This window comes from Ensifer oleiphilus (assembly GCF_013371465.1).
In the GTDB taxonomy this organism is placed as follows: Bacteria; Pseudomonadota; Alphaproteobacteria; order Rhizobiales; family Rhizobiaceae; genus Ensifer; species Ensifer oleiphilus.
Genome location: NZ_JABWDU010000011.1, coordinates 120,263 through 145,889, shown reverse-complemented (window position 1 = coordinate 145,889; position 25,627 = coordinate 120,263). Strand labels below are relative to the sequence as shown.

The 25,627-nt window shown below is 59.0% G+C and carries 26 protein-coding genes and 4 pseudogenes; 18 read left to right on the top strand and 12 right to left on the bottom strand.

From position 1 onward, the window contains the following. Positions 1-13 precede the first annotated feature (13 nt). Both HT585_RS29080 and HT585_RS31965 read left to right on the top strand, forming a co-directional pair. Positions 14-1,144, top strand: coding sequence for an oxidoreductase (locus tag HT585_RS29080; RefSeq protein WP_176356261.1), 1,131 nt, complete (start codon positions 14-16; stop codon positions 1,142-1,144). 325 nt (positions 1,145-1,469) lie between these two features. Continuing rightward, positions 1,470-1,763: a hypothetical protein gene (locus tag HT585_RS31965; RefSeq protein ID WP_246707999.1), complete on the top strand. Its 294-nt coding sequence runs from the start codon at positions 1,470-1,472 to the stop codon at positions 1,761-1,763. A 74-nt stretch (positions 1,764-1,837) separates the two neighbouring features. Here HT585_RS31965 and msrA read toward each other — a convergent pair whose 3' ends face one another. The 4 genes from msrA to HT585_RS29055 form a co-directional block, all read right to left on the bottom strand. After that, positions 1,838-2,353, bottom strand: a complete 516-nt coding sequence (gene msrA, locus HT585_RS29070; RefSeq protein WP_176356260.1) for a peptide-methionine (S)-S-oxide reductase MsrA — start codon at positions 2,351-2,353, stop codon at positions 1,838-1,840. After that, positions 2,354-2,797 (bottom strand): peptide-methionine (R)-S-oxide reductase MsrB, encoded by a 444-nt coding sequence (gene msrB / locus HT585_RS29065; protein WP_176356259.1) that lies wholly within the window; start codon positions 2,795-2,797, stop codon positions 2,354-2,356. It lies immediately after the preceding gene. A gap of 126 nt (positions 2,798-2,923) precedes the next feature. Beyond that, a complete protein-coding gene (locus HT585_RS29060; protein ID WP_176356258.1) occupies positions 2,924-3,079 on the bottom strand; it encodes a DUF1127 domain-containing protein in 156 nt (51 codons plus the stop codon). A 90-nt stretch (positions 3,080-3,169) separates the two neighbouring features. Beyond that, positions 3,170-3,739, bottom strand: coding sequence for a YkgB family protein (locus HT585_RS29055; protein WP_246707998.1), 570 nt, complete (start codon positions 3,737-3,739; stop codon positions 3,170-3,172). Between the two features lie 235 nt (positions 3,740-3,974). Between HT585_RS29055 and HT585_RS29050 the strand changes: the two genes are divergently transcribed. Continuing rightward, positions 3,975-4,613, top strand: coding sequence for a TetR/AcrR family transcriptional regulator (locus tag HT585_RS29050; RefSeq protein ID WP_176356257.1), 639 nt, complete (start codon positions 3,975-3,977; stop codon positions 4,611-4,613). 45 nt (positions 4,614-4,658) lie between these two features. Then, positions 4,659-5,561 carry a LysR substrate-binding domain-containing protein gene (locus HT585_RS29045; protein ID WP_176356256.1) on the top strand — a complete coding sequence of 301 codons (903 nt, stop codon included), beginning with the start codon at positions 4,659-4,661 and terminating at the stop codon, positions 5,559-5,561. Between the two features lie 2 nt (positions 5,562-5,563). Here HT585_RS29045 and HT585_RS29040 read toward each other — a convergent pair. The 3 genes and pseudogenes from HT585_RS29040 to HT585_RS29030 all read right to left on the bottom strand — a co-directional run. Continuing rightward, positions 5,564-6,325 (bottom strand): annotated as a pseudogene (locus HT585_RS29040) (alpha/beta fold hydrolase); the annotation flags it as partial. Next, positions 6,321-6,632: pseudogene (locus HT585_RS29035) on the bottom strand (helix-turn-helix domain-containing protein); the annotation flags it as partial. The pseudogenes HT585_RS29035 and HT585_RS29040, both read right to left, overlap by 5 nt. 246 nt (positions 6,633-6,878) lie before the next feature. Next, the gene (locus HT585_RS29030) at positions 6,879-7,250 is read right to left on the bottom strand and encodes a hypothetical protein (protein WP_176356255.1); all 372 of its coding nucleotides are present in this window, start codon (positions 7,248-7,250) and stop codon (positions 6,879-6,881) included. A gap of 391 nt (positions 7,251-7,641) precedes the next feature. On the opposite strand from HT585_RS29030, the gene HT585_RS29025 reads away from it, so the two are divergent. The 3 genes from HT585_RS29025 to HT585_RS29015 all read left to right on the top strand — a co-directional run bounded on the left by HT585_RS29025 (position 7,642) and on the right by HT585_RS29015 (position 9,275). After that, the gene (locus HT585_RS29025; protein ID WP_176356254.1) at positions 7,642-8,064 is read left to right on the top strand and encodes a SyrB-like regulator; all 423 of its coding nucleotides are present in this window, start codon (positions 7,642-7,644) and stop codon (positions 8,062-8,064) included. Between the two features lie 120 nt (positions 8,065-8,184). Beyond that, positions 8,185-8,700: a hypothetical protein gene (locus HT585_RS29020; protein ID WP_176356253.1), complete on the top strand. Its 516-nt coding sequence runs from the start codon at positions 8,185-8,187 to the stop codon at positions 8,698-8,700. Positions 8,701-8,732: 32 nt separating this feature from the next. Then, on the top strand, positions 8,733-9,275 hold the full coding sequence (locus tag HT585_RS29015) for a hypothetical protein (protein WP_176356252.1): 543 nt from the start codon (positions 8,733-8,735) through the stop codon (positions 9,273-9,275). A gap of 97 nt (positions 9,276-9,372) precedes the next feature. On the opposite strand, the pseudogene HT585_RS29010 reads toward HT585_RS29015, so the two are convergent. Next, a pseudogene (locus tag HT585_RS29010) lies at positions 9,373-9,519 on the bottom strand (cold-shock protein); the annotation flags it as partial. A gap of 474 nt (positions 9,520-9,993) precedes the next feature. Between HT585_RS29010 and HT585_RS29005 the strand changes: the two are divergent. Continuing rightward, complete coding sequence (locus tag HT585_RS29005; protein WP_176356250.1) at positions 9,994-10,929, top strand: ArdC family protein; 936 nt, start codon at positions 9,994-9,996, stop codon at positions 10,927-10,929. 537 nt (positions 10,930-11,466) lie between these two features. After that, entirely contained in the window at positions 11,467-12,378 is a 912-nt protein-coding gene (locus HT585_RS29000; RefSeq protein WP_176356249.1) for a nucleotidyltransferase and HEPN domain-containing protein, read from the top strand. Between the two features lie 134 nt (positions 12,379-12,512). Here HT585_RS29000 and HT585_RS28995 read toward each other — a convergent pair whose 3' ends face one another. Genes HT585_RS28995 through HT585_RS28985 form a run of 3 tightly spaced genes read right to left on the bottom strand, consistent with a single transcriptional unit; the run spans position 12,513 to position 15,317 of the window. Beyond that, positions 12,513-14,180 carry a type IV secretory system conjugative DNA transfer family protein gene (locus HT585_RS28995; RefSeq protein ID WP_176356248.1) on the bottom strand — a complete coding sequence of 556 codons (1,668 nt, stop codon included), beginning with the start codon at positions 14,178-14,180 and terminating at the stop codon, positions 12,513-12,515. A 42-nt stretch (positions 14,181-14,222) separates the two neighbouring features. Then, positions 14,223-14,516, bottom strand: a complete 294-nt coding sequence (locus HT585_RS28990) for a mobilization protein (RefSeq protein WP_176356247.1) — start codon at positions 14,514-14,516, stop codon at positions 14,223-14,225. A 9-nt stretch (positions 14,517-14,525) separates the two neighbouring features. Further along, on the bottom strand, positions 14,526-15,317 hold the full coding sequence (locus HT585_RS28985; RefSeq protein ID WP_176356246.1) for an NYN domain-containing protein: 792 nt from the start codon (positions 15,315-15,317) through the stop codon (positions 14,526-14,528). A 191-nt stretch (positions 15,318-15,508) separates the two neighbouring features. Between HT585_RS28985 and traA the strand changes: the two genes are divergently transcribed. The 3 genes from traA to HT585_RS28970 all read left to right on the top strand — a co-directional run bounded on the left by traA (position 15,509) and on the right by HT585_RS28970 (position 20,047). Next, positions 15,509-18,823, top strand: a complete 3,315-nt coding sequence (traA, locus tag HT585_RS28980; RefSeq protein WP_176356287.1) for a Ti-type conjugative transfer relaxase TraA — start codon at positions 15,509-15,511, stop codon at positions 18,821-18,823. 532 nt (positions 18,824-19,355) lie between these two features. Further along, a complete protein-coding gene (locus HT585_RS28975) occupies positions 19,356-19,652 on the top strand; it encodes a type II toxin-antitoxin system HigB family toxin (RefSeq protein WP_176356245.1) in 297 nt (98 codons plus the stop codon). Continuing rightward, complete coding sequence (locus tag HT585_RS28970) at positions 19,652-20,047, top strand: helix-turn-helix domain-containing protein (RefSeq protein ID WP_176356244.1); 396 nt, start codon at positions 19,652-19,654, stop codon at positions 20,045-20,047. Before HT585_RS28975 ends, HT585_RS28970 begins: the two co-directional genes overlap by 1 nt. Positions 20,048-20,066: 19 nt before the next feature. On the opposite strand, the gene HT585_RS28965 is transcribed toward HT585_RS28970, so the two are convergent. Continuing rightward, positions 20,067-20,327, bottom strand: coding sequence for a WGR domain-containing protein (locus tag HT585_RS28965; protein ID WP_343214110.1), 261 nt, complete (start codon positions 20,325-20,327; stop codon positions 20,067-20,069). Positions 20,328-20,942: 615 nt separating this feature from the next. On the opposite strand from HT585_RS28965, the gene HT585_RS28960 reads away from it, so the two are divergent. From HT585_RS28960 to HT585_RS28935, 6 genes and pseudogenes are all read left to right on the top strand, one after another. After that, entirely contained in the window at positions 20,943-21,341 is a 399-nt protein-coding gene (locus HT585_RS28960) for a cupin domain-containing protein (protein WP_176356242.1), read from the top strand. Between the two features lie 28 nt (positions 21,342-21,369). After that, a complete protein-coding gene (locus HT585_RS28955; RefSeq protein WP_176356241.1) occupies positions 21,370-22,692 on the top strand; it encodes an epoxide hydrolase family protein in 1,323 nt (440 codons plus the stop codon). Between the two features lie 202 nt (positions 22,693-22,894). Further along, the gene (locus tag HT585_RS28950; RefSeq protein ID WP_176356240.1) at positions 22,895-23,629 is read left to right on the top strand and encodes a response regulator; all 735 of its coding nucleotides are present in this window, start codon (positions 22,895-22,897) and stop codon (positions 23,627-23,629) included. Positions 23,630-24,080: 451 nt separating this feature from the next. Next, a complete protein-coding gene (locus HT585_RS28945) occupies positions 24,081-24,299 on the top strand; it encodes a hypothetical protein (RefSeq protein ID WP_176356239.1) in 219 nt (72 codons plus the stop codon). Positions 24,300-24,489: 190 nt separating this feature from the next. Next, positions 24,490-24,889 (top strand): annotated as a pseudogene (locus HT585_RS28940) (IS5 family transposase); the annotation flags it as partial. 215 nt (positions 24,890-25,104) lie between these two features. Next, positions 25,105-25,362, top strand: coding sequence for a hypothetical protein (locus tag HT585_RS28935; RefSeq protein WP_176356238.1), 258 nt, complete (start codon positions 25,105-25,107; stop codon positions 25,360-25,362). The last annotated feature ends 265 nt before the right edge of the window (positions 25,363-25,627 follow it).

Sequence of the window (25,627 nt, the reverse complement as noted above, 5' to 3'; positions counted from 1 at the left end):
TGCAAAGTCAGCAATGTCCGATGCCTTGGGCGACGGAACCGGTCATCCGACAGCCGAACAGATCAGGCTTTATCAGCGCTGGGCGGCAGGTGGGTTGGCCGTATCCATAATAGGCGAGGTGCAGCTTACCGCCGGTTACGCCGAGAACCCTGGTAATCTGGTATTCAACGAGGCCTCCGACCTTGAGCGGTTCCGTGAACTTGCCCGACATGGCGGCGAAAACGGCACCCAGCTCTGGCTGCAGCTCGGTCATGCTGGGGCGCTTGCCTACGCGCCAACCAGCAACCCGAAAGGCCCGAGTGCCTTCAATCTGCCGGGTCTGCGTTGCGTGGAAATAACACGCGACGAAGTACGCCAATTGCCGGAGCACTTTGCCAGAACAGCCCGGTTGGCGCAGCAGGCAGGTTTCGGTGGTGTGCAAATTCACGCGGCGCACGGGTTCCTGCTTAGCCAGTTTCTTTCGCCACTGTTCAACAAACGGAACGACGAATACGGAGGGGCAATCGCCAATCGGATGCGACCCTTGCTGGAAGCTGTGGAGGCAACACGCGACGCCGTCGGACCGAGTTTTCCAATCGCTTTGAAACTCAATTCCTCAGACAAGCTTGAGGGCGGGTTCGACGAGGAAGACGCCCTCAAGGCGGTGGCGGCGCTCGACGGGTCTTCGGCCGACCTGATCGACATCAGTGGTGGGACCTACTTCCCAGGAGCTAAGTCCGCCTCCGACAGAGCGGGACACGGACCCTACTTCCTCGAATTTGCAAGGCGTGCGCGCGCCGTAACGACCAAGCCGCTTATGTTGACAGGCGGTTTCAAAACGCGCGCGCATGCCGAAGACGCTGTGGCGAGTGGTGCAGTTGATATTGTCGGTCTTGCGCGAGCGCTCGTCCTGGAGCCTTCACTTCCCATCCTGTGGAAGGCGGATCGGAAACCCGAGCCGCTCTTTCCCAAATTCTCCGACGCCCCGGACGGCAGCATCACCGCGTGGTACACGATGCGGCTCGCCGAGATTGGCGCTGACAAGGAAACGCCGGATTTTGGCGGGCTCGAACAGGCAATCCTTAAGTACGAAGGGGGCAACAAATCTCGGACACAAGTTTGGTTGCGTCATTTTTCCAATGAATCCGGGCATACCCAAGAGTGATCGGTACCAGCGCCAGCGACCCTCCGCTTGTGCGGCCGCCCGCTCGCAGGTTCCACTACATTATTGTCTTGTGGGGAAACGGCGGCGTGCGTTTCATCGAGTGTTGTGCGACTCCATCTCGATTTTCCTCTCTCCTGTTTCTCATCGAGGCGGAGGAGATTAATCAGCCGGCAAGTGCACGCGATCTTGCCGAGCTGCAGAAGATTCCCCCCGAATTGGTTGCGAAGCTTTTCACCAACTCCCGAAGGTGGGAATCGTCGCCGCCCGCGAAGGAATTGGTGGGTTCGCGCTTGCGCGACCGTCCGCCTAGATCACCGCGCTTGACGTGATCGAGGCCATCGACGGACGCAAGCCGCTGTTCGAATGCATGGAAATCCGTGGGCAATGCGCGCTGTTCGGCGATGGGACGCCTGCCTGGGCAGAGGACGGCGTTTGCTTCATTCACGCCGTCATAGCTGAAAAACGGGCGAGTGAAGTGATGGCCGGCCATACGCTGGCGAGCATCGACGTGCGCGCGGCCGCGAAGGCGCCCAAGGAGCATGCCGGCGACACTAAGGTTTGGCTCGCTGTCCGAACGCCGAAGCGCCGCCGTCGCGACAGCGTAGCGGAAGCCGGCTGAAGCCCAGCGCCGCATGAAGTCGGGCAAGCTGGCGGCTTGTCCGACTTCTTTCCGGCATCGACCTCAGCGATCCGCTATTCAGAGGCGGACCGCCGTGGCAATACCCAATTGGGACGGATGAAGTGGCAGGTGTAGCCGTTGGGATAGCGCTCCAGGTAATCCTGGTGCTCCGGCTCCGCCTCCCAGAAGTCTCCCGCCGGCTCCACTTCGGTCACGACTTTGCCGGGCCACAGGCCTGAAGAGTTGACGTCGGCGATGGTGTCCTCGGCGACCCGTTTCTGCCCGTCATCGACGTAGTAGATCGCCGAGCGATACGACATGCCGATATCGTTGCCCTGGCGGTTCCTGGTGGTCGGATCGTGGATCTGGAAGAAGACCTCCAGGATCTGCCTGTAGCTGATCGTCCCGGGATCGAAGGCGATTTCGATGCCCTCGGCGTGGGTGCCGTGATTACGGTAGGTGGCGTTGGGCACATCGCCACCGGTGTAGCCGACCCTTGTTGTAATGACGCCCGGGAGGTTACGGATCAAATCCTGCATCCCCCAGAAGCAGCCACCGGCCAAAACGGCTCTTTCAGCTCGATCGGTCATTCAGATATCCTCCACCTGGTTGATGAGCGCGCCGTAACCCTCCGCCTCCATCTCCTCACGGGGAATGAAGCGCAGGGCGGCGGAATTGATGCAGTAGCGCAGGCCGCCACGATCGCGCGGCCCGTCGGGAAAGACATGGCCAAGGTGACTATCACCATGCTTCGAGCGCACCTCGGTGCGGATCATTCCATGGGATCGATCCTGCAGTTCGTCGACGTTGGCGGGCACAATCGGCTTGGTGAAGCTCGGCCAGCCACAACCGGAATCGAACTTGTCGGAAGACGCAAACAGAGGCTCGCCGGATACGATGTCGACATAGATCCCTGGTCTCTTGTTGTCGTTGTGCTCGCCCGTGAATGGACGTTCGGTCCCGCTTTGTTGCGTTACGCGAAACTGCTCGGGTGTCAGTTTTCGGATCGCGTCGTCAGTCTTTCTATAGGTCATTTCCTTGTCTCCATAGGGGCGGCTTCCGCACCACATCCGCAGCGCGGGGCCTCGTCCCGGCCACAACGCAGGCCCAGTGTGCCTTTGCGCAACACCTTGTTGCACCGGCCCCGCGTCATGGCTTCGTCACAGGTTGAATTGCCGGCGTGCGATATCGTCGATTTCGAAGCGGTGGACGCCGATGTCGTCCAGTTGCTGATCGCTATAGCGCCCAAGTTCGAGAGCGGTCTGGCGGTAGCGCTGGTGCGCGCGGATCCGCGATAGAACATAGTGCATGATCATGAGACGTTCCTTTGTTCAGCCGGCCAGTTGGCCGGAGATGGTGTTCGGATAGCGAAAGCATGCGGGCGGCCCGTCGGGCCGCGCTCTTCGTCAATCAGCCCGTGCCGCACGGAGCGCCAAAAACGAGTCGATGGCGATCCACAAGGAGAGGGCGAAGAGCCCGACATCCTTGAGCAGGAATTGCCCGGGCGCGACCGAGATCGCCGGAAAGCCGAGCTCGGGTACAAACACGCCGGGTGTCGTCACCATGAAGCTGAGGGTCGTTGCGAAAAGCCCGGCCGAAAGCAATCCGCCGACGAGCGAATAGATCGGCTTTATGAGCCGGGCCACGACGAGGGCGGCGATGCTCAACTCGAGAATGCCGAGTAGGTTTGAGAAGCCTTCCACGCTGAATAGCGAATAGGTCCAACTCAGCAAGGGATTGTTGCTGACCAGGCCAACCAGGCCCTCCGCTTCGTAACGGGTGAACTTCATGCCGCCGAACCAGCCGTAGATCACGGCCAGCGAGCCATAAAGGCCAGCCGTGGTGACGGCTTGGCCGTGGCTATCGATCAGGTCCAGCGTGCGGGCCGCGGAACGAGCGTGGACACGCGGATGCGCCGCGCTTTGGTATGCGAGATCACGAGGCATAGTCTTCTCCTGGTTGGTGGCGTCGGGCAAATCTCCCGATTGTCCAATAAACGATACAGGTCCGTATCGATACCGGCTTAAATATACCGATCTGTATCGTTTGGCAATCCTGTGCCCGGGAATTTGTAGTCGTGTTATACGAAGGGCGCAGTTTGAAACGACAGGATCATTTTGAACTTGGCGCCTGGGCGGTGGCGACGATGGCTTGCATTTCTCGCTCAATACGATAAAATGATACCATTCTGTTTCGTTTTAAGGAGTAAGCATGCGCCGCTCAGAGATCCGCGGACATCTGCTGGACACCGCCCTGCGCCTGTTCAACCTTCACGGCTACCACGCGACCGGTATCGATCTTCTCATCGCCGAAGCCGGCGTGGCCAAGACCACGCTCTATCGGCACTTCGAAACCAAAGAAGATCTCATCCTGGCGGCGCTGGAGCGGCGCGACGAAGAATCCCGTGCCGAGATGCGCATCTTTGTCGAGCAACGGGCGAGCGAACCCTACGAGCGGCTTCTGGCGACCTTCGATTTCCTGGAGGCCTCGGTCCGCGACAAGCAGTTCCGCGGCTGCATTTTCATGAGCGCTGCCGGAGAACACAAGGAAGCCGTAGATCCGGTGTTCCGCGCTGCCTTGATGCATAAGCGCCTAGTCCTTGCCTATTTCGAAGAGCTCGCTCATGCGGCCCGGTTCGCGGAACCGAAACGCATCGCAGACGCGATCAACCTCCTGCACGAGGGGGCGACCGCCATCGCGCAAATGACGCGAACCGGCGAGCCGGTTCGGCAGAGCAAGCGCATGGCGACGAGCCTGCTTGCCGAGGAGGCGCGGGTTCCTAACGAACCGCCGGCCCGGCGCGAAGGTGCAGAACAGCAGGCGAAGGTTTCAGACACAGGCAGAGCATAGGACCATAATGTCGTAAGCAACGTCGAATCGCCCGCGGGGGATACAATGGATCGCCTTGAAGCAATGAAGATGCTGCTGGCAGTCGTCAATGCCGGCAGTATCTCTGCAGGGAGCAGGAAGCTGAATGCTCCCTTGCCCAGCGTCAGCCGCAAGGTTGCCGAACTCGAACGGCACCTCGGCGCGAGCCTCATCGTGCGCACCAGCCGCAATCTTCAGCTCACCGATGCCGGCCGAGAATATGTAGAGGCGGCTCGAAAGATTATCGCGGACCTCGATGAGGCGGAGCGTCGGGCGTCAGGCGAATACCAGACGCCGCGCGGCACCCTGACGATCACCATGCCGTTAGAGTTCGGCGCCCGCTATGTGATGCCGATCGCGATCAGCTATATGCAGATGTATCCGGAGGTGTCTCTGAACCTGCTCTCGCTCGACAGGACCGTGCATCTCGTGGAGGAGCAGGTCGACATCGCCATTCGCCTGGGTGACCTCGCCGACAGTTCTCTCTACGCGGTCAAGGCTGGTGAGTTCCGCCTGCTGACCTGCGCCAGTCCGGCCTATTTGCAGCGCCGCGGCGTGCCGGAACATCCGAGCGATCTGGTAGACCACGACGGAATACTCTTCAACAAGCGGACCTTCTTCTGGACTTTCAATGTCGATGGCAACCCGGTGGAGGCGGTTCCGCGTGCACGCCTTGAGGTCAACACTGCCACCAATTGCGTGACTGCAGCGGTCGGCGGCGCTGGGATCGCCCGCCTGTTCGATTATCAGGTCCCGGACGAGCTAGCTTCAGGCGCTCTCGTGCCGGTTTTGGAGGCTTTCGACCAGGCGCCCAGACCTATCCGCATTGTCTATTCCGGACAGGGTCAGTTGACGCTGAAAGTGCGGTCCTTCGTCGACTGGGCACTGCCTCGCCTTCGCGCTGCCTGCAAACGAGGCGAGGTTTCGTAAGGCTAGTCCGCAAAGGCGGCCCGCACCTCTTCGATTGTCCGAGCAGGATCCTGCAGGTGCGGGAAGTGGCCGATACCTGTGAGAAGTTCGAATTCCGAATGGGTGCGCTCGGCGAACTCCTTGCCCATTTCCGGCTTGATGTAGATGTCGCTGTCGCCCCAGATCACTTTCACGGGAGTCTTCAGCCTGTGAAGATTGGCTTCGAGATAGTCTTCGTCGCGGGTGAAATGGGAGTAATAGGAGGCGAGGGCGTCGGCGCTGGATACGCCCTCACGTGTCCAGCAATCCTTCATGTCCGCTTGCAGCTCGGGGGGCAGTTCGTACTGGGGTTCCGGTCTAAGGCCGCGACGATGGACGTTCTGCAGGATCTCGTCGCTGGTCTTGTTCATGAAGGTTCGTGTTGGCGTCGCCGTCGGCTCTGCCTTGAGATTCTGCAGGTTCTCGTACATGTACTGCGGCCGATTGAACGGGGCGAAGTCGCCGACGATGATCTTCCTTGCCACGGTTGGTTCTTCGATGGCCAAAAGCAGTGCGGGAAGGCCGCCGATATCCGAGGCGTAGATGACGAGGTTCGATCGCTCGACGCCCGCCGTCTCGATATAGGCCTTGAGAACTTTGGCGTAGTCCTTCGGCGAATAGGAGAGCCGTGAAACCGACGGGCGCGAAGGCTGGCCGTAACCGGGCCAGTCGAAAGCATGCACTTCGTAGTCCGTGCCCAATGTTTCCGCGATCTGCTTCCAGGCCGTCAGTGTTTCCGGGAATCCGGTGCAGTTCGATGAGCTTCTCGCGCGCTAACGTCGGACCAAAATCCAGATAGCGTTCGCGGATCAGATCCAGCGCCGCATTGCGGAAATCCTCGCTGTGGCGCCGATTGCTCGGCCGGGATCGCTTCTTCGAAACAAGACCGGCCGGACCATCTTGATCATAGGCCTGCAGCAGTCTGTGGATCTGACTTCGACTGAGCTTGAGCAGTTCGGCAGCCTGGACAACGCTCAGGCGCTCGTCACGGATCTTCTGGATGACTTCGAGGCGATGCAACTCTTTCTGCGACATGGTGATCAAACAGGACATGACGACTCCGACCGCTCATGGTCTCGACCAGGCTGAAGGTCGTCATCCTTGCTCCCAACGTTGGCATTGACCAGTGCGTCGAGAGGCGAGTCTCGCCCGCCCGGATCCCTTTTGTCATCCGGCGTCCCAGCGAGGTGGAGCGAAATGCGAGGATTTCCACAACGCAATCGCCGCTTTTCGGTGAAATTGGCCCCCGAGCATGCAAGTGCCCGTTCGATCGATGGCGGGATATCCAGATGTGTCTGGTCATCTCATGCAGCAAGGTATCGCCCGCCAACCAGAATGACGCGCGTTGAGCAAAGTCGAATTGCCATCCACCACGAGCCACAGCTCGTTGCCTAAGGACTGAACAGTGAGGGGTTTGCGTTTTTCCAGACTGCCTTTCGCTGCCGCGACCATGTGGCGGTTGGCATTGACGATGCCTCTTTCGCGCGCACGCGCGTTGACCAACTGCTCGAGCGGAACGAGGAGATGTGGTTCGCTCAGATCGAAGTAGAGCGAAGGATCATCCGGAAGCCGCGCGAGCGAAGCGGCGATTTCCTGATTGAACTCGATCTCCACAATAGCGCCGTCGGGCCGGAGAGCGGAATACCTTAGCGAAATTTCTTCAGCTTTCATGCAGTGCCTCTCGGAGTATCCTGATGGCTGGCTCTAGCGACGGGAACTCTCGTGCCGGAAAGAAAGGCCTCGCCGGTAGGCGGGGCGAGTATAGCACCCATATGGCTCACTGGGAGCGGGGAGGATTGCAGTCCAACAGAAACTGCTCATGTACGCTAAGCGCATAACTCAGCGGATAGAAGGTCTGTTTCCTCGATTCCGGTACGCTGCCGCAGAAAAACTCGACCACGAACGTTGCAGCGTGAACCCCGCTGCCGGCGCCTAGTAGCCTTCGGTTCCCGCATTGACCGGCAACCGTGTAATGCGCCAACGCATAGAAGATGTCGCGATGCGTTGACTCTGCTTTCCGCGCAATGGAAAAAGATGATCGGTTCGAGAGGGAAACAAACTCATGGCAGACGAGAGCAATACCGAAATCGTGGAGACCGCGCCGCCGGCGGAAGTCGCACCGCCCAAGAAGCGTCGGGGGCCGCGACCCAAGAATGTCGTTGCGGACGCGACTGCTGAAGCACCGGCGGCCGTTGCTGCCCAGCCGGAGAGGGGACGCAGGAAGCGTGCAGACAAGTCTGTAGACGTTAAGCTTTCGCTAGAGGCGCCGGCCGTTCGCGAGACCAGGGCAAAGAAGGTCGCCAAGGGCGCCGGCGAAACCCGTGGGGCAAAGCAGCCGACGGTGACGACGGCTCCAGCTCCAGTCCTCGACGACATTGCAGATCTTCGCCAGCTCGAAGAAGAGAACGCGCGGCTGCGCAAGGCGCTGGCCGAAAAACTGCGGGCCGAGAACGCGGAACTGCGCAAGCGGTTGGGCCTTGCCTGATCAATTGATAGAGGGCCGATCGGATAGCCTGATTGGCCCTTGTCATCGCATTCTGGCTGGAGTTCCTTTGAGGGCTGCTGCCGAGGATGCCGGTGCCATTGATCGGGTTGGCGGCGCATTATGAAAGCACCATGGAAATATCTGGTCCAGCTGGCGTCCTTGGGACGAACGGTCAAGGCGCCGGAAAATCCTCCTGAAATCGAGACCACGGACCCGGAACGAGAGGTTGCTGACCCCATTGTGGAGGCCCCAAACGAGGAGGCAAGCAGTCTCGACGCTCCGAACATCGACACCGAAGTTGCTGCGGTTGACGAAGGTGACGGGACGCTCGCTGCAACAGTTGACCGATCACCTGCCGACGCTCAGGTGGTGCTTCCGGAACCCGCCGGACCGCCACAGCCTCCGCCGACGAAAAGGCCGAGGCGCAGCCGGAAAACGAGCGCTGGCGATGTTGCAGTGGCCGAGGTCGTCGAGTATGGAGATGGCACCTCCGGTGCCCCACAGCCGCCGATGACCTTCGATGAGATGACCGCACTGGACAAGGACATCCGGCAACTAAGACGCCGGCTTGCAGAAAAGTTGCGGTTGCAGAATACGCAGCTCAAAAAAATGCTTGGGCGGTATGACACGCCGTAAACTGATATCGCATCCTTAAACGTTGGAGCCGCATGAAACCGCAACAGCGAACGTTTATCGTCGAAGTCAAATCGGCTCGCCGGCGGTTGACTACCAGCCAGTCTTCAATTTGGGGCGACACGGACCTCAAGGCCCTGGTGCGCGCGGCGGAGACAGAAGCACCGCATCTGTTCGAACCGGCTCAGCGAATGGACCTGCCTGCTCCAGAGACCACTGCTGAAGTTTTGCCAAACGAGGGCGCCGTAATCGAGGCTGCTGCCCCAATCGCAGATCTGGCGGACCCGTCAGAAAGCGGCGCTGGTAGCGTTGATGTTTTTTCCGGTTCTGCTCCGATCCTACCCTTGGAAGTGGATCGCCCCAAGGCTATCCCACAAAAAACGAAGCTGACGCGTCAGGGCTCAGCGCGCCGGGCTCGTCCTATTGGCAGCCGGACGGTTATCGTTACTCCCGAAACAATTGACGACCTTGCCGCGCTCGAGGAAGAGAACCGCCGTCTGAAAGGGCTGCTCGCGCAACGGCTTCGGCAGGAAAACACCCTGCTCCAAAAAATGCTTGAACGGTTCGAAACAAACTGAATTGTGGTTTGCTGACCTTCGCTTCGAAGGCCAGCGAGTCCTTCGTTGAACCACAGCTCGCGACTTTCGTCGGTGTCACTGTTGTACAGTTGGCAACTCAGGCTGACCTGACGTTTTCGGCTCGTGATTTTCCTGTCTTACGGTCCTGGCCAATGTCGTAGCTGACCTTTTGGCCTTCTCGAAGCGGACTGCCGCCTTCAACCGCGGACACATGGACAAACACGTCCGTTCCACCGTTCTCAGGGCATCAAGAGCGAAGACGTGCAGGACCTCGTGATCACGGCCGTCGAGAACTGCATCGGTCGCATCCTTCAACCTCTATGTGCTCTCTGACGCGAGCACTATCCTGAAGCCCTGCGAAATGTCTTCATCCAAGGTCATCGATTTCGTGCTTGGCTTGGAACCCACCTGAACCGTTCATCTGCTCTCGGTGTCATGCCGGGTTATCTAGCGAGATAGTGCCCCGGGACCGTCAGAGGGTAGCTTGTCGGCGCGACTTGCGCCCCATTCTTGCATAAGGCGAAGGGCCGGGGGGCGCTGCCCCCTTCGCCCCTTCCAAGCGCCCGCCGCCCAGCTTCCTCCACTCCACTGTTGTTTCGTTTCGTGCAGCCGGTTCCCCGCGCGGATCGCTTGCACCCCAATCCCCCGCTGCTCCGCGCGAGCTCGAAAGCAGGAGCGAACGGCTCCCGCTTCGCGAGATCAGGGAAAGGGCAAGGCAATGGCAAGGAAGACAGAGGCAGCAATCGCAATTACCACCAGCGATGTTTACGAGCGCATCACCAACCGCATCGTCGAGCAGTTGGAGGCAGGCACACGGCCGTGGATGCAGCCTTGGGGCGGGGGAGGGACGCCGGTCCGTCCGCTTCGTCATAACGGCGTTGCCTATCGCGGCATCAACACCGTACTTCTCTGGATGACGGCAGCAGAGCAGGGATATTCATCAAGCTATTGGATGACGTACAGGCAGGCGGCGGAACTCGGCGCACAAGTGCGCAAGGGTGAGACGTCGACCCTTGTCGTCTACGCCAATGCCATCGAGCGAAAGGAGACCGACGACGCCGGCGAGGAGATCGAACGTCGGATCCCGTTCATGAAAGGATACAGCGTCTTCAATGCCGATCAGATTGACGGCTTGCCGGAGCGCTATCATGCAACACCATCCGCGTTGCCTGAGAGCGGCAAGGAGCGCAACGACGTAGCCGACCGGTTCTTCGCCAATCTCGGCGCCGACATTCGGCACGGAGGCAGTAAGGCGTACTACCACCCCGTCGGAGATTTCATCCAGATGCCGCGTTTCGAAGCGTTCGTGTCGGCTGAAAGCCACGCGACCACCCTCGGGCACGAGGCAATCCATTGGACCATGAGCCCCACCCGGCTCGATCGCAATCTCGGCCGCGCAAAGAGGGGTGATGAAGGATATGCCAAGGAGGAGTTGGTTGCCGAACTCGGAAGTGTGTTCCTCGCCGCCGATCTCGGCCTTGCGATCGAGCCGCGCGACGATCACGCCGCCTACATCGCCTCATGGCTGACGAAATTGAAAAACGACAGGCGACTTGTGTTCCAGATGGCCGCCCATGCCGAACGAGCCGTCACCTTTCTGCACGGCCTGCAGCCGATGGCTGGCAAAGTTGCGAATGAAGACGTGGACGAATGAAGACGTGGACAACCGTGCGGCCGCTTAAGCGGCTGAGTGGGCGAGGGATATTCGAGCGCGCCGCCTCGTATCGTTGCACCGAATATCCCCACGGCTGCCACCGTGTGCCAGTCTCTATTCTTCCGTCGCTGTCGGTGCCATCCCCCAAATGAGGGAGGCGACCAAGTTCGGCATCCCGAAAAAAAAATGCGGCCCGCAGCCGGGCTGCGGGCCGATACACCGCGACTGCGGTGCGACGGACACAGACATGAGCCTCGCGGCGAAACGGAGCGGATTGCCGGGCCTAGGCTTCCCGGATCCCGGCCTGTGGCCGTCGCGATGCTAATCCTCCGAGACGAGGCTTTTTACCGGTCAAGCCGCGCGCGAACGGGCTTTGGCAGCGTTGCTGTCGCCGCCTGTTACGCTCATCATCTTTGGGACAAGTGGCACGCTCCAGAGTCACGCGGTCGGCCGGATCAAACGGCGCGGATCGCAGACGCGCCACCTTTCTTGTTCCTTGTGGTAGACGACGAGTAGCCTTTATCCTATCGGTTGCATATGAAAACGAGCCTGGATCACCTGCCGGAGAAAAAGCAGCGCGAGCTTGCCCGCCTCGTGGAGATCATCCACGAGGAGTTTGCCGATGCGCTCGAGGGCGGGACCGCCCCTTTCAAGAAGCGCGGTCGGATCCTGAAGATCATTCTGTTCGGTTCGTATGCCCGTGGAACATGGGTGGACGAACCGCACACGATGAAAGGATACCGTTCCGACTATGATATCCTTGTCATCGTTAACACCCGCAAACTTGCCGAGCCGGAATATTGGGACAAGGCGACCGATCGGTTGATGTGGGACAAGGGCGTGTCGACGCCTGTCGGGCTGATCGTCCATGGACGACGTGAGGTCAACACATTCCTCACCGAGGGGCAGTATTTCTTCGTCGACATCCTGCGCGAGGGTATTTTGCTCTACGAGCTCGACGACCAGCCGCTGGCACAGCCGAAGCGGCTTTCTCCTGTCGACGCGCTCAGAGTGGCAAAAGAGCATTTCGAAAGACGGTTTCCCGATGCGGTGGATTTCGTGAAGACCACGGAATTTCTTATCAACAAAGGAAATCTCAGGCTGGCGGCCTTCCAATTGCATCAAGCCATCGAGACCGCATACTCGACATTCCTTCTAACCGTCACAAACCACAGCCCACCGTCCCACAACCTCAAATTCCTTCGCGGGCTTGCAGAAGGCCAGGATCAGCGGCTCGTCGAGGCCTGGCCGCGCGACCAGCACCGCTTTATTGCCTGGTACAACACCCTGAACGAGGCCTATGTGAAGGCGCGCTACGCAAAGCACTTCGAGATCAGCGAGGAGGCACTCGGGTGGCTTCTCGACCGGACCGAGCACCTGCACCGCCTCGTCGAAACCATTTGCCAGGAGCGGCTGGCGGAGTTGGCCAAGGCTGCCGGCGCCACCTGAGCTTTTTCTCTTCGCGGACTGGTCCGGCAGGTCGGTGTTTTGATCCCGTCGACAACATCATGCCTTGGGTGGGCGGGACGGGGAGGTGTCCCACATCAACTTTGCTGCGTTGCCTCCGCCTGGCGCCCTCAAGATCACCCCGGATCGAACTGGCCGGCGAATTCCTTGTCGCTGTAATAGACAAGCTTGCCTGCCATGATGGGGCGCTGGCCCGAAACGAACAACAGCTGTGCGCATGCGGGTATGTTGCGGACCTCGTCAGGCGTGAGCAGGGCGCGGGCTGCGCGTTGTTCACTGAAGCTGAGCCCGGACTTTTCCGCATCGAGCGCACGGCTCATCGTCTGGAACAGGACGGTTTCCTGCCCGAGCAGATCGGAAACCAGACGAGCGCTTTCGTGATCGTTGACCCCGAACACCTGGAGAAGACCGGCGTTGGAAAGAAAGGTGCCCGCGCGCTTGCCATAGATTGCGCGCAGCTGATGAACGTCCTGCAGGATCGGCCAAAGTTGGACGCCGTAGCCGGCCATCAGACCCATGGCGCGTTCGACCGGGGCGAGATATCCGAGCGCGGCGAACTCGTCGAGCAGATACAGTACCGGCAGGTCGGGTTTGGCGGCATCACGCGCCATGTCAGCCAAGCTCTGCGTCACCAGCAGGCGTAACCAGCGCGAGTAGGTCAACAGCCGATCGGGTGGCAGGACCAGGAACACTGTTGCGTTGTGGTGCTTCAGGTCGGCGAAGCGAAACTCTGATCGATTGAGGACGGCTGTCATGCGCGGGCTGTCAAGGAAATGGGTGTGGCGTTGCGCGGCCGAGAGCACGCCGGCGGCTTCACGATCCGCCTTGGCAAGATGACGGTTGGCGGCCCGGGCGACCAGCCCAGCCGCGGCGTCTGACGATTGCATGTTCTTGAGCAGTGCCAGGAAGGCATCCGGCGCCAAAGTCAGCCTTTCTCGAAGCGTGGTCAGCGTTCGCCGCTCGGGAGCCTCCGCCGTAACGACATGCAGGATCAGTCCAGCGATCAGCGCTTTGGCTTCTTCGTTCCAATGCGCCTCTCCCGCCATGCCCGGCTCGTCGACGACGAGCGCGTCGGCCAGGCTGCTCGCGTCTTCCGCCAGGTCGAGGCCGGCGGCGTCGAGCATGTCGAGCGGGTTGAAAGCGGCCGACGGCTCGCCGCCGACGGCGAAAGGATCGAGGACATGAACCGGGCCAAATCGCGCTCGCGCCCGGCTGGCGATCCTTGCATTTTCACCCTTCGGATCAATACAGATGACGGAGCGATCGCAGGCGATCAGATTGGGGATGATTGTGCCGACCCCTTTGCCCGACCTGGTCGGCGCCATTGTGAGCAGATGCGCCGGACCGTCATAGCGCAGAAGCTTTCTCGTCTTCAGATCGCGGCCGATCAATACGCCAGTGCTGTTCCGAGTGTGGGGTGCGACCTCCCTGGCGGTAGCGAAGCGCGCCGAACCGTGGGTGTGGGCGTCGGCAAGACTGCCGAAGCGTTCGATCAATCGATTGCTGGCAAGCCAGAACAGGATGAACAACAGCAGCAACAGCAAGAACAAGTTCAGGGCGATGATCGGGATACTGCCTAGTACAAAGCCGAGCTGTTTCAAGGCGAAGGTGCCGCCCTGTCCAACAAGGACGACGACCCCGAACAGGATGACGGTTGCACTCGCTGCTGGCATGAGGGCGCGCAACGGCAGTCGGATCAGCGCTACAATGGTCCAAACCGGTTCTCGTGCTGCAATCCGCATCAGGTTTTTCAGGGCAATCCAGGTGAGACGTATTCGGTCCATCACGCTAGCTCGATCTCTTGCGCAATCCCCGCGCGGCAGTGTTCATTCCGCCCTCCCGCCGCTTTCGGTCGCGTCAGGCTGACCGAGCACGTCGTCGAACAGCGCCTTGTCGGCGTCGCGAACGAGGAAGCCGGGCAATTCCTGACGAAGCCATTCCCGCAAGCTTCGGGTGAACACCAGGTCTTTGGAATGCTCCAATCGATGCAGCACGAGTGCGCCGATGAGGATCTTGCGACGCGTGTCTTGAACACGTTCCTGTTTTCCGAGGCGCGCCTGCAACATCTTCTTGCGCACTTCCAGTTCGGCGATGCGTTGTTCGATCGACTTGCGCGCCATCTTCATCCCCTATTTCGGATTGCCCGCCGACGTCTTTTTGAGACGAACCAGGATTGCCTTGGGGTTATCCGCGGCCCGCTCGACATCGACGAGACCCGAGGCTCTGACGAGATCGCTCAGCCTCGGGAAGCCGTAGTTGCGGGCATCGAAGTCGGGCGCTTGCTTGGCCAGGTGCCCGCCCACTTGGGACAGATTGGCTCGTCCGTCTTCGTCGGCCGTTGCGATGACCGCCTTGGTCAGCATCGCACGTGCCGCCTTATCGAGACCTGCCTTTCGCGGCACGGGCTTGGCAGCGGCAGGTTTGACTTCCGTCGGTTTCTGGCGGTCGGCAACCGCGGCTTCTTCGATCTCTTCGACCGGTGCACTGAGCACATCGAAATAGACGAACTTGTCGCAAGCGGTAATGAATGGGCGAGGGGTCTTGCGTTCACCGAAGCCATAGACCGTGACACCCTGTTCACGGATGCGGGCAGCAAGCCGCGCGAAGTCGCTGTCACTGGAGACGATGCAGAAGCCGGAGAAGCGGCCCGTGTAAAGCAGGTCCATGGCATCGATGATCATAGCGCCATCGGTTGCGTTCTTTCCGGTTGTATAGGCGAACTGCTGAATGGGCTGAATGGAATGTTCGAGAAGGCATTCTTTCCAGCCCTTGAGGTTGGGGCCAGTCCAGTCGCCGTAGATACGTTTGACGCTGGCGATCCCGTAGTTGGCGATCTCGGCCATGAGGCCAACAACGATCTTTGGCGAAGCGTTGTCGCCGTCGATCAACAGTGCCAGTGTTGCGGAATTGTCTGTTGCCATTTGACCCTCCACCGGTTGCACTGAAACTAGGCGCTTCTGCTTTTTGCGCAACCCTGAATTGGCATGGGGAGCGTACGTCTTGCGTTATCCCGAACGTAGGGAGCGTAGCGAACGAAGTTTACAAGGGCGCACTTACGAGTTGCTGCGCAACTCAGTGCTTGGTATGGTTGTGCGACTTTGGAGGGTGTCACTTGGCCATCTACCATTGCAGCATGAAGCCGATCGCAAGAAGTGGCGGCCGCAGCGCGGTGGCGGCCATCGCCTATCGCACCGCGACGAAGATCGTCAACGAGCGCGACGGCATCGTGCACGACTTCACGCAGAAGCGAGGTGTCGAGCACTCCGAGATTGTTCTTCCTGACGGCGTCGAGGCGTCCTGGGCACTGGATCGCTCGACGTTGTGGAATGCCGTTGAGAAAGCCGAGAACCGAAAGGATGCGCGGGTCGCCCGCGAGTTCGAGATCGCACTTCCGCATGAGATGAGTGCTGGCGATCGCCTGGCGCTGACACGCGACTTCGCGCGGGATCTGGCAAACCGCTATGGCGCCGCGGTCGACTTCTCCATTCACCAGCCACAGGGTGAAAGCGATATCCGGAATTTCCACGCCCATGTGGTGATGACGACGCGGGTGGTGAGCGAGCAGGGGCTCGGTGAGAAGACACTTATCGAGCGCGAGAACAAGTGGCTGTTGAACCACGACCAGCCGACCTCGCACATGCAGCTTCGCGATATCCGGCAACTCTGGGAACACCAAACAAACCGACAACTGGCACGGCTTGGACTGGATGCTCGGGTCGATCATCGTTCGCACCTGGAGCGCGGTCTCGAGATCGAGCCGACCGAGCATATGGGTGTGCATGCCTCGCAGATGGACCGGCGTGGGCTGGACGTGTCGCGTGAACGGATTGACTGGAAGGCGGCGCGATCCAATGCCGAGTTGATCCGCAGACAACCGGAGCAGGTTCTGTCGATCATCACCGGCGAGAAGAGTGTGTTTGATCGCCACGACATCGCCCGCGCTCTGCATCGTTACATCGACGATGTGGACGGGTTTCGCAATGCCTTTGCGGCCGTCATGGCATCACCGGCATTGGTCGAGTTGAAGCCTGAAACCGATCGAGAACTGGCGCGGTATTCGACGCGCGAGATGGTGGAGATCGAGCGTGCCATGGCCGCGAGCGCGGAGCGCATGAGCCAGTCATTGCGCCACGGTGTTCATCGCCAGCACGTCGATCAGGCACTGCACTTACAGGACGATGCGATCAGGGCTAGAACCGCTGCCTCACTCTCTGAAAAAGTCGAACGCGGTGAAATGCTGCTCACCGATTGGGAGCGGGCAATCGAGCGTTCCGGGTTGAGCGAAGAGCAGCGTGTTGCCGTGCGCCACATCACCGGGCCGGCGCAGATTGCGGCGGTGATTGGCTTTGCCGGCGCGGGTAAATCCACCATGCTTGCCGCAGCACACGATGCCTGGGTGAGGCAGGGTTGCAGGGTTCACGGTGCAGCGCTTGCCGGCAAGGCGGCAGAAGGTCTGGAGGAATCCTCCGGCATTGCGTCGCGCACGTTGGCCTCGTGGGAGTACGGTTGGCAGGCGGGCAGGGGGCAGCTTGGCAAGGGCGACGTACTCGTCATCGACGAGGCTGGCATGGTCGCAAGTCGGCAGCTTGCGAAGTTCGTCATTGAGGCCGAAGCGCGTGGCGCGAAGCTCGTTCTGGTTGGTGATCACGAACAGCTTCAAGCGATCGGGGCAGGGTCTCCGTTCCGCGCGATTGCCGAGCGTGTCGGCGCGGTCGAACTTTCTGAAATCCGCCGGCAGAACGAGAGCTGGCAGCGTGAGGCGTCGATAGCGTTTGCCACCCATCGAACCATTGAGGGGTTGGCGATCTATGCCGATCGCGGCGCGGTTCAATTCTCCGACAACCGCGACGAGGCGCGAGACGTTTTGGTTCGCGACTACATTTCCGATTTGGAAGAACGCTCGTCCGGCTCACGGATTGCATTGGCGCATCGGCGCGTCGACGTTCGGGCGATCAATGCCGACATTCGTGCATCGCTTCAGGAGCGCGGTCGGTTGGCGCGTGGTCAGGATGGTGAGGGCGCGCTGGGGCGTGAAGTGGTCTATCAGACCAATGACGGCAAGCGCGCTTTCGCACCAGGCGATCGAATTGTGCTTCTCGAAAACAACCGCGATCTCGGGGTGAAGAACGGAATGCTCGGTACCGTCATCGCCGTCGAGGCGGACGCACTACAGATACGTCTCGACGGCAGCGGGCAGAACAACGCCTGTGCGGTGTCCATACCCGTCAACAGTTACCAATCCTTTGATCACGGCTATGCGACCACCATCCATAAGTCTCAAGGCGCGACGGTCGATCGCGCCTTCGTCATGGCGTCCGGTACCATGGACCGGCATCTGACCTATGTGGCGATGACGCGTCACCGCGATCAAGTGCAGCTCTATGCCGGTTGTGATGAGCTGAAGGACATGAAGGCCCTTAGCGCCAGCATGAGCCGATCGGGGGCAAAGGAAACCACGCTCGACTACACCAGCAAATTTGCCGAGCGGCGGGGGCTGGCGGAAGAGTTCGGCGTCGCAAGCGAGATCGCTGTCACCCTTTCGCCTGGTCGGGCGGACGAGCGGCTGGCACTTCGCTCCGGTGCTGGCGAGGAGCGTGCTCATTCGGCCGCCCCTCAGTCTCCAGCCATCGACGAGGGGCAGCGAGCCGGGCAGAGTGTGGCGAGGGCGACGGAAACAGTTGAGCCGCTTGTGCCGGCGCTGACGATATATTCCCGCAGCGTCGAGGACATTGCCCGGGAGAAGGCCAGGCCGGATTTCGATCGAGCGATGGAGGCGGTGCGGTCTATTGGGCGCAATGTCTATGCCGATCCGGACGGTGTTGCCGTGAAGCTCGGGGCGGCCATTGTGGATAAGGGCGCAGACGGTCAGGCTTTGGCGAAATCGGTCGCCGAGCGTCCGGAGCAGTTCGGGGAGCTCCGCGGCAAGGCCGGGCTTTTGGGCGAGAACAAGGAGCGCAAGACCGCGCGTCATTACGCCAAGGCGCTCGGCCATCACGTCGCGTCGGCCGGTCAAACCTGGGAGCGCCGGCTTGAGGCCGAGTACCAATCAGAAAAGTGGAACCGCGAGAAGCGTGATGTGGTCGAGGTTCCGGGGCTCACACCCCGAAGTGAGGCCATCCTGAAGCAGCTCGACGGACTTTCCCCTGCCGAGAAGCCGAAATTCCTCGAGCAGCTATCCGGCACGCCGGAGGGAAAGCAGGCGCTCGAGGAGGCCAAGAACATCGCGCATGCGCTCGAGCAGCGGTTCGGTAGCGCCGATCCGCGCGACTGGAAGAGCCAAACCGTGCTGCTCGGGCCGGAGCTCTCCACGAAACTTGATCGCATCAAGGATGTCGCCCGGTTAGCTCATCGAGCGCAGGGGGCGGAGCTGACCCGCAAGCACGAGCTCACTCGAGGGCTGAAAAAGGGACTGGGTCTGGGGATGTGACGGCGTCACCGCCTTGAGGATCGCGGGGCGCCGTGCTGTTTTAACGCCTGCAAGATCTGTACGACATCGCTCGCCGTCGCGCCGTGTATTTCGAAACTCTCCGTTTTTAGGGACGCAGGGGGAACCAGGCGCAGTACAGCCGCTCCGCGTTTCAGCCATTCGTTCAGCATTGCAAGCCACTTTTCTCGAAACATCCAACCGTTCCCAAGTTCGTGTGGCGAGAGTACCGCGGAACAGGTTGTCGCCACAAAGCACAGGTCCCGACCAGTCTGCGTGGCGTTTGGGTGCGTTAAGTGCGAACCGCGGTTTTTCGTGTCTGCGGTCCGATTCGAGTGGGCACCGCGCAAATTTTCAGGGTTGAGTGCGATTGCGCATGTGCCCAGAAACATAATCGGTCGCCAGGCCCACTCCCGATACCGCCGTTTGGGCCGGTCCCGCGGGCGGTGGCAACCCACCGGGTGCATCGTCACTAAGGGGTTTGCGTGTTGACAAATTTGTAGACTTGTTCCCAATATGGGAATACACATGACGCATGCAAATCATAGCGAAGTCCACGTTGAGAGCCTTCTGGGGAAGGCATCCCCAAGCGGAAGTACCCCTGAAGACCTGGTACGCAATGGTGAGCAGCGCCGCGTGGACGGGGCCGGCGGATGTGAAGACGATGTTCGGTGCCAACATCGATTTTGTCAGCGATAATCGCATCATATTCGACATTTCCGGCAACAAGTATCGCCTGATCGTCCACGTTGCCTATCCATATAAGCGGGTGCTGATCAAGTTTGTTGGCACCCACAAAGAGTACGATCAGATCAACCCGGAGACGGTGTAATGGACAACATTCGAGCCATCAGGAATGACGATGACCTTGCATGGGCTATTGCAGAGGTCTCGGCATATTTCGAGAACCAGCCGGAACTCGGGACTGAAGAGGCTGAGCGCTTCGACGTTCTATCGGCCCTCATCGAGGCATATGAAGACGCGCACTACCCGATAGAGGCACCTGAACCCGTTGAGCTTATCAAGGCCCACATGGAAATGTTCGGCCGCACGCAGGCCGATCTTGCCGTGATTTTAGGTTCGCGCTCTCGGGCCTCTGAGGTTCTGAATAAAAGGCGGACTCTGACCGTGGAGATGATCCACCGGCTTCATAAGGCGTGGAATATTCCGTCCGACTACCTTGTGAAGCCTTATCATCTTGTCGGTCGCGAAAGAGAGGTAGCCTGACAAGGCGGGCTTGAAATCCTCACGCCACGGACTGCGCCACAGGTAAAGCGACGCCTCGGATGTCGCTACACAGCGTCGATCTTCCAAGACTTGCGGTGGACACGTAGCCCTTCGCTGTCTTCTGACGGGCGAATACGTGAAGGAGCGCCACTGCCTCAGTCTCGGACGCAAAATGGTGGCTTAGTTGTTGGCCAAGGGTTCCGACACGCCCCCACGACCGAATGAGGCAGATTTCACCAAACAGGTTTCGCTGTATCGAAAGCGCATAATAGCGCGCCATGTTTCGGCTTGGATCTATCCGTTGCAAGTACAGGCTGGAGCACGGCTGGGTCATGGGCGCGATGATCGCCGCTCGGAGACCCCGCGTCCAATGAGAGTTTTGAATCGATCATGACGAACTGATTCATGTTGTTGATGTGCGGACGCCAACAGAGCGTGGACCTGATGACGCAGCCAACCGACGGGTAATTTGCTGTTGGGGCTTCGTTAAAAAGTAAACAAAATCAAGTAGTTAGTCGCGTAATTGGTATTATGGAACGGGACTGTACTTTAGTTGCCCTGTCACCGAGCTGCACAAGTCCAGCCGCTTTTTGTAACCGACTGACGATTTTCGGGAAGGATGCTTATTGCCCTAGCAAATCGCATTCAGTGCGATTGACGGAGAAGTGTTTCTGCTCCCGACGAAACCGTCATGGACGAATTTTGTAACTAAACGTTTCAGCCCCTCCATCTGCGCACGTTTGATACAAACTCTAGTCCAACGCGAAACAATCCAGACACAAACAGCGCGTCAACTTACCACGGTAATAGAAACGGATTTGGTGAGGATTGAGGTCCCGACGCAAAAGCGCGACTGCATCCTCGGCTGCACGCTTCAAACTGGAAAGGGTTCCAAATGAAAATTATGCATAACATCGCGATCGCTGCCGCCGCGGCTTCAATCAGTTTCGCGCTGGGCGGCGTTGCCCAGGCCCAGGAACTCAAACGGACTGGTCTGGTTCAAAGCGATATCAGCGTGCCGGGCAAGGAAACGCTTCAGGTCCGAGTAGATTTCCCGCCAAAGGCTGCATCTATCAACCATAAACACCCCGGCGAAGAAATTGCATATGTTCTCAAAGGTACGCTGGAGTACACGCTCGAAGGTCAGAGGCCGGTAACGCTAAAAGCCGGTGAAGCCCTCTTCATTCCGGCGGGTGTTGCGCACATCGCCAAGAATGTTGGTGATGGCGAGGCGTCGGAGCTTGCGACTTACATCGTCGCGAAGGATACGCCTCTTGCTGTCCCGGTGAAATGAGTTCGCTGCGATAGGGAGCGATCCACTCATGAAACAGTCAAATACCCTCACCAGGTCACTGTCTAGGCGAGGTCTGCTTTTGGGCGCTGGCGCTATTGCGATGTTACCCGCCGTTGTGCCGATGCTCGCCAACGCTTCTGCAGTAGGATCCATGCGATCGACCGGTAGCTCCGTTGGAGATGAAATCAGGCCGTTTCGCGCCGAGATCGCGCAATCCGAATTGGACGATCTTCGGAAGCGCATCATCGCCACCAGATGGCCAAGTGCTGAAACCGTTGTGGATCGAACGCAAGGTTCCCAACTCGCGAAGATGAAAGAGTTGGCAGACTATTGGGCGCATCGATACGACTGGCGGAAAGCCGAGACGAAGTTGAATGCCTTTCCGCAGTTTATGACGCGTATTGACGGGGTTGACGTCCATTTCATTCACGTCAAATCCAAGCATGCGGATGCACTCCCCCTGATAATAACTCATGGATGGCCAGGATCCGTATTCGAGCTATTGAATATCATAGCTCCGCTTACTGATCCCACCTCCCATGGTGGAACAGCAGCCGATGCGTTTCACTTGGTCATCCCGTCCGTTCCCGGCTTCGGCTTTTCGAGCATACCCACGGAGGGAGGGTGGAACCCAGCGCGAATTGCCACCACTTGGGACGTCCTGATGAAGCGCCTTGGGTACGCCAGCTATGTGTCGCAAGGGGGAGATTGGGGAGCGATAATCTGCGATGCCCTTGGACGCATTGCGCCAGAGGGTTTACGTGGAATCCATGTCAATCGAGTAGAACGCGGAACAACGTTCCCACCAGACGTGTCGAAGGCCCTTCGAAACGGCGATCCGGCTCCCAAGCATCTGAATGAGGAGCAAACGGACGTGTTCAACCAGGCCAGGGACTTCCTTAACAACGGCTTCGGTTACGCGGCGATTATGGGGACTCGGCCACAAACTATTGGCTATGGCCTTTCCGACTCACCGATGGGACTCGCGGCTTGGGCGTATGACAAGTTTGCAGACTGGGTTTTGACGCGAGGAGATCCAGAAGCGTCATTTACGCGGGACGAACTGCTCGACAACATCACATTGTATTGGCTTACCAATACCGGCTCGTCGAGTTCCCGTATTTACTGGGAGAATAGCGCTGCTCCAAAGCAGACGAAGCCCATCACGGTCCCCACTGGTGTGACGGTCTTCCCGGGCGAGGTTTACAAACCACCCAAAGAGTGGGCAATGAGAGCCTACCCGAACCTGATTTACTACAACAAGGTCACAGTCGGAGGTCATTTCGCAGCTTTGGAAGAGCCGGACGCGTTCTCTCAAGAAGTTCGCGCAGCGTTTCGCTCGCTTCGCTGATCCCTCGAGGCTGCTCCCACGGAGCGGCCTCTTCCCACAGTGCATCTCCGAGAACCAATTTCGGTTGATGACTGCTGGCTGATTGCTACCTTCGTGTAAGGGGAATCCCTTCGAAAGTTCCTGTATTCTAGCCCCATTTCGTCATCCACCTACTGCGATCGCCCTAGTGCGATCGGCGTTCTGGGAAATGGGAACGACAAACATGCAACACACCGATCATATTCTGGTCGTGGATGACGACAGGGAAATCCGCGAACTTGTCGCAACCTATCTTAAGTCAAACGGACTGCGCGCGACCTCCGTGCCAGACGGTCGGCATATGAGGACCTTTCTCGAGGCAAACAGCGTCGACCTTATTGTCTTGGACATAATGATGCCTGGCGACGACGGCTTGGCCCTTTGCCGCGACCTGCGTACTGGGAAGCACAAAGGCACACCAATTCTAATGGTGACCGCGCGCAGCGATGAGACGGATCGAATCCTCGGGCTTGAAATGGGAGCGGATGACTATCTCATCAAACCGTTCGCAGCCCGTGAACTGCTAGCACGTATTAAGGCGGTATTGCGAAGAACACGCATGCTTCCGCCAAATTTTCGCATAGCAGACGAAGGCCAAGTCGTCTCATTCGGAGTTTGGCGACTTGATCCCGTGACCCGCAATCTCATTGATCAGGAAGGAACTACCGTCGCGCTGAGTGGCGCCGAGTATCGGCTGTTGCGGGTATTCATCGATCATCCGCAACGCGTGCTCAATCGTGATCAGCTCTTGAACCTTACGCAAGGTCGTGGTGCAGACCTCTTTGACAGATCGATCGACCTTTTGGTGAGCAGGATACGACAGAGACTTCGCGACGATGCGCGGGAACCGGTTTATATCAAAACCGTACGCAGCGAAGGCTACGTTTTCTCCGTGCCGATTACAGTATCTGAGGTCTAGCGTTTCGCAGGCGCCCCAAAACCTTTCGCCAGGCAGCTGTCCACGTCGACGATCTGGCCAGCGTTTCTGATCGGGCTCGATGTGTGCTCGAACTCCGGCAACGCGCCGGAAAGCCACTCGCCAGGCGGAGGATTGCGGAAACGCGCTGGGTCTTTTCCCCGCAGCCGCCATCGGCTCCATGACACGCCATTTGAGCCGAAAAAGGCCGCCTCTCCAACGCAGAGAGGCGGCCAACCAGCTTCGGGGCTTTCGGGAGGGGAGACCGAAGGGGCGGGCGTAAGCCACCGAGCCGAAGAATGTTTTACAGTACATCTCGCCAATATGTAATTGCACTAAGGTATATACCGTCATAAACCGCATCGGTTGTATCAATATATCACCGAAACGTATAATTTTTAAGTGATAATCCTCGTGTTAATCTAACGCATGCGATTGTTTGAGGAGTGGAATCATGGAAAACAATGGTAATAATGAGGGAGGCAAACAGTCGCGCGCAATTATATTCTTTGTGACAGCCTGGATTTTGGTCGCCATCGGGGCCTATTTAGCACTCGAACTTGAGCTTCATGCGAATGAGACCGCGATAAAGGTCTACTTGCCACAAGCATCTCCTCAAAGCTTGCCACACACTTACAGCACCGTATCAAAACCACAGGTGCGCACTCCTTGAGCCCGAGTGCCGTCAGACCTCGAGGCGTTCTGAGCCGACGCTACTGCCAAGTCGAGCTCTGTCGAATCGCGCACGTGGACAGCGGAACAGCAGCCACCTCGTTCCATTGATTAGAACCCACTCACCCTTGTGATCAGTTCGTATGCGCCTGCGCGGCGACAATCACGGTGATCCGTCTCATCCTGATCGCCGCGCTATACTTACGAGCAAAATCAATACGCTCGTCGACGCCGAAGGTCGCCCGATCACCCTCCGTCTGACCGGCGGACAAATCGCCGACACAGGCCGACGCGCTGACGGACGAGCTCGGCGAGGGAGACATCCTGCTCGCCGACAAGGGCTATGACACGAATGCTATTCGGGCCAAGGCCGCCGAGCGAAAGGCCTGGGCCAACATCCCGCCGAAGACAAACCGCAAGGGCTCTTTCGTGTTCTCGTGCTGGGTCTATCGGCAGCGGAACCTGGTTGAAAGATTCTTCAACAAGATCAAACAGTTCAGAGGCGTCGCAACCCGATATGTCAAATGCCCCGAAAACTACCTCGCCGCCGTAAAGCTCGTCGCCGCAAGAATTTGGTGTCAAAGTTTATAAGTCGACGACCTAGTTGAGGCCGATTTTGCCAAGGCATGCCCGGCACTTTTTTGTATGTCACTGTGTCTCGCCCGAAGCCGATTACGGAGCGATACCTTTGCCCGCATTTTTAGACATCGCGCAGATACGGACGCGTCGAATAGTGGCGACATGGTTGGGTTGTCCAGCCATGACGCTGGCGGGAGCCAGGTCCTTCACAAGAAAGGCAAAGTTCGATGTATAAAGCACTTAAGTTCTTCGCGAGCACTGCGATCGCCACTTCTTTGATGACCGGGGCGGTTATGGCGGGTAGCCCGATTATCGGCGACTACTATGACGGCATTGATTCCAATGCACCACGCGGCGCACTGCGCCAACAGACAAAAGTAGACCTATTCACAACCGGGAGCATAGAAAGTCGCGGCGGCAAACATCGGTCTCCCGCGATCAAAGGCGGAGAAGGTGAATATTACCCGGGGATCCAGCGAAACTAACTGTGCGCCCCGCCCCAGAACGGCCGAGTACCTTTCGGCCGTTCTGACCCACATCACTAAGCAATGCCGGAGGCTGATTTCTCGCAACGACCGCGGGTTCGCCGATATCCGGTAAGCGTGAACGGAGATAGGCGGATTTGCAGCCGCGGAATGATGCCCAAGCCTATTCGAACGAACGTTTATCGCACCGTCTCCCGTCGCTTTTTCACTGCCTCTCGCGGATAATTCCCTTGTAATAAGCCCCTGGTCGCGGAGGGGGGCGATT

Excerpts from the sequence above, each read along its gene's own strand:
- HT585_RS29025 (WP_176356254.1), top strand. The coding sequence starts at position 7,642 with ATGGCAGACGAGAGCAATACCGAAATCGTGGAGACCGCGCCGCCGGCG.
- HT585_RS28945 (WP_176356239.1), top strand. The coding sequence starts at position 24,081 with ATGGAAAACAATGGTAATAATGAGGGAGGCAAACAGTCGCGCGCAATT.
- HT585_RS28935 (WP_176356238.1), top strand. The coding sequence starts at position 25,105 with ATGTATAAAGCACTTAAGTTCTTCGCGAGCACTGCGATCGCCACTTCT.
- HT585_RS29080 (WP_176356261.1), top strand. The coding sequence starts at position 14 with ATGTCCGATGCCTTGGGCGACGGAACCGGTCATCCGACAGCCGAACAG.
- HT585_RS29005 (WP_176356250.1), top strand. The coding sequence starts at position 9,994 with ATGGCAAGGAAGACAGAGGCAGCAATCGCAATTACCACCAGCGATGTT.
- HT585_RS28950 (WP_176356240.1), top strand. The coding sequence starts at position 22,895 with ATGCAACACACCGATCATATTCTGGTCGTGGATGACGACAGGGAAATC.
- HT585_RS28955 (WP_176356241.1), top strand. The coding sequence starts at position 21,370 with ATGAAACAGTCAAATACCCTCACCAGGTCACTGTCTAGGCGAGGTCTG.
- HT585_RS28970 (WP_176356244.1), top strand. The coding sequence starts at position 19,652 with ATGGACAACATTCGAGCCATCAGGAATGACGATGACCTTGCATGGGCT.
- HT585_RS28990 (WP_176356247.1), bottom strand. The coding sequence starts at position 14,516 with ATGGCGCGCAAGTCGATCGAACAACGCATCGCCGAACTGGAAGTGCGC.
- HT585_RS29050 (WP_176356257.1), top strand. The coding sequence starts at position 3,975 with ATGCGCCGCTCAGAGATCCGCGGACATCTGCTGGACACCGCCCTGCGC.
- msrA (WP_176356260.1), bottom strand. The coding sequence starts at position 2,353 with ATGACCGATCGAGCTGAAAGAGCCGTTTTGGCCGGTGGCTGCTTCTGG.
- HT585_RS29000 (WP_176356249.1), top strand. The coding sequence starts at position 11,467 with ATGAAAACGAGCCTGGATCACCTGCCGGAGAAAAAGCAGCGCGAGCTT.
- HT585_RS29060 (WP_176356258.1), bottom strand. The coding sequence starts at position 3,079 with ATGATCATGCACTATGTTCTATCGCGGATCCGCGCGCACCAGCGCTAC.
- HT585_RS28975 (WP_176356245.1), top strand. The coding sequence starts at position 19,356 with ATGCAAATCATAGCGAAGTCCACGTTGAGAGCCTTCTGGGGAAGGCAT.
- HT585_RS29030 (WP_176356255.1), bottom strand. The coding sequence starts at position 7,250 with ATGAAAGCTGAAGAAATTTCGCTAAGGTATTCCGCTCTCCGGCCCGAC.
- HT585_RS29020 (WP_176356253.1), top strand. The coding sequence starts at position 8,185 with ATGAAAGCACCATGGAAATATCTGGTCCAGCTGGCGTCCTTGGGACGA.
- HT585_RS28995 (WP_176356248.1), bottom strand. The coding sequence starts at position 14,180 with ATGGACCGAATACGTCTCACCTGGATTGCCCTGAAAAACCTGATGCGG.
- HT585_RS29015 (WP_176356252.1), top strand. The coding sequence starts at position 8,733 with ATGAAACCGCAACAGCGAACGTTTATCGTCGAAGTCAAATCGGCTCGC.
- HT585_RS28965 (WP_343214110.1), bottom strand. The coding sequence starts at position 20,327 with ATGGCGCGCTATTATGCGCTTTCGATACAGCGAAACCTGTTTGGTGAA.
- msrB (WP_176356259.1), bottom strand. The coding sequence starts at position 2,797 with ATGACCTATAGAAAGACTGACGACGCGATCCGAAAACTGACACCCGAG.
- HT585_RS28985 (WP_176356246.1), bottom strand. The coding sequence starts at position 15,317 with ATGGCAACAGACAATTCCGCAACACTGGCACTGTTGATCGACGGCGAC.
- HT585_RS28960 (WP_176356242.1), top strand. The coding sequence starts at position 20,943 with ATGAAAATTATGCATAACATCGCGATCGCTGCCGCCGCGGCTTCAATC.
- HT585_RS29045 (WP_176356256.1), top strand. The coding sequence starts at position 4,659 with ATGGATCGCCTTGAAGCAATGAAGATGCTGCTGGCAGTCGTCAATGCC.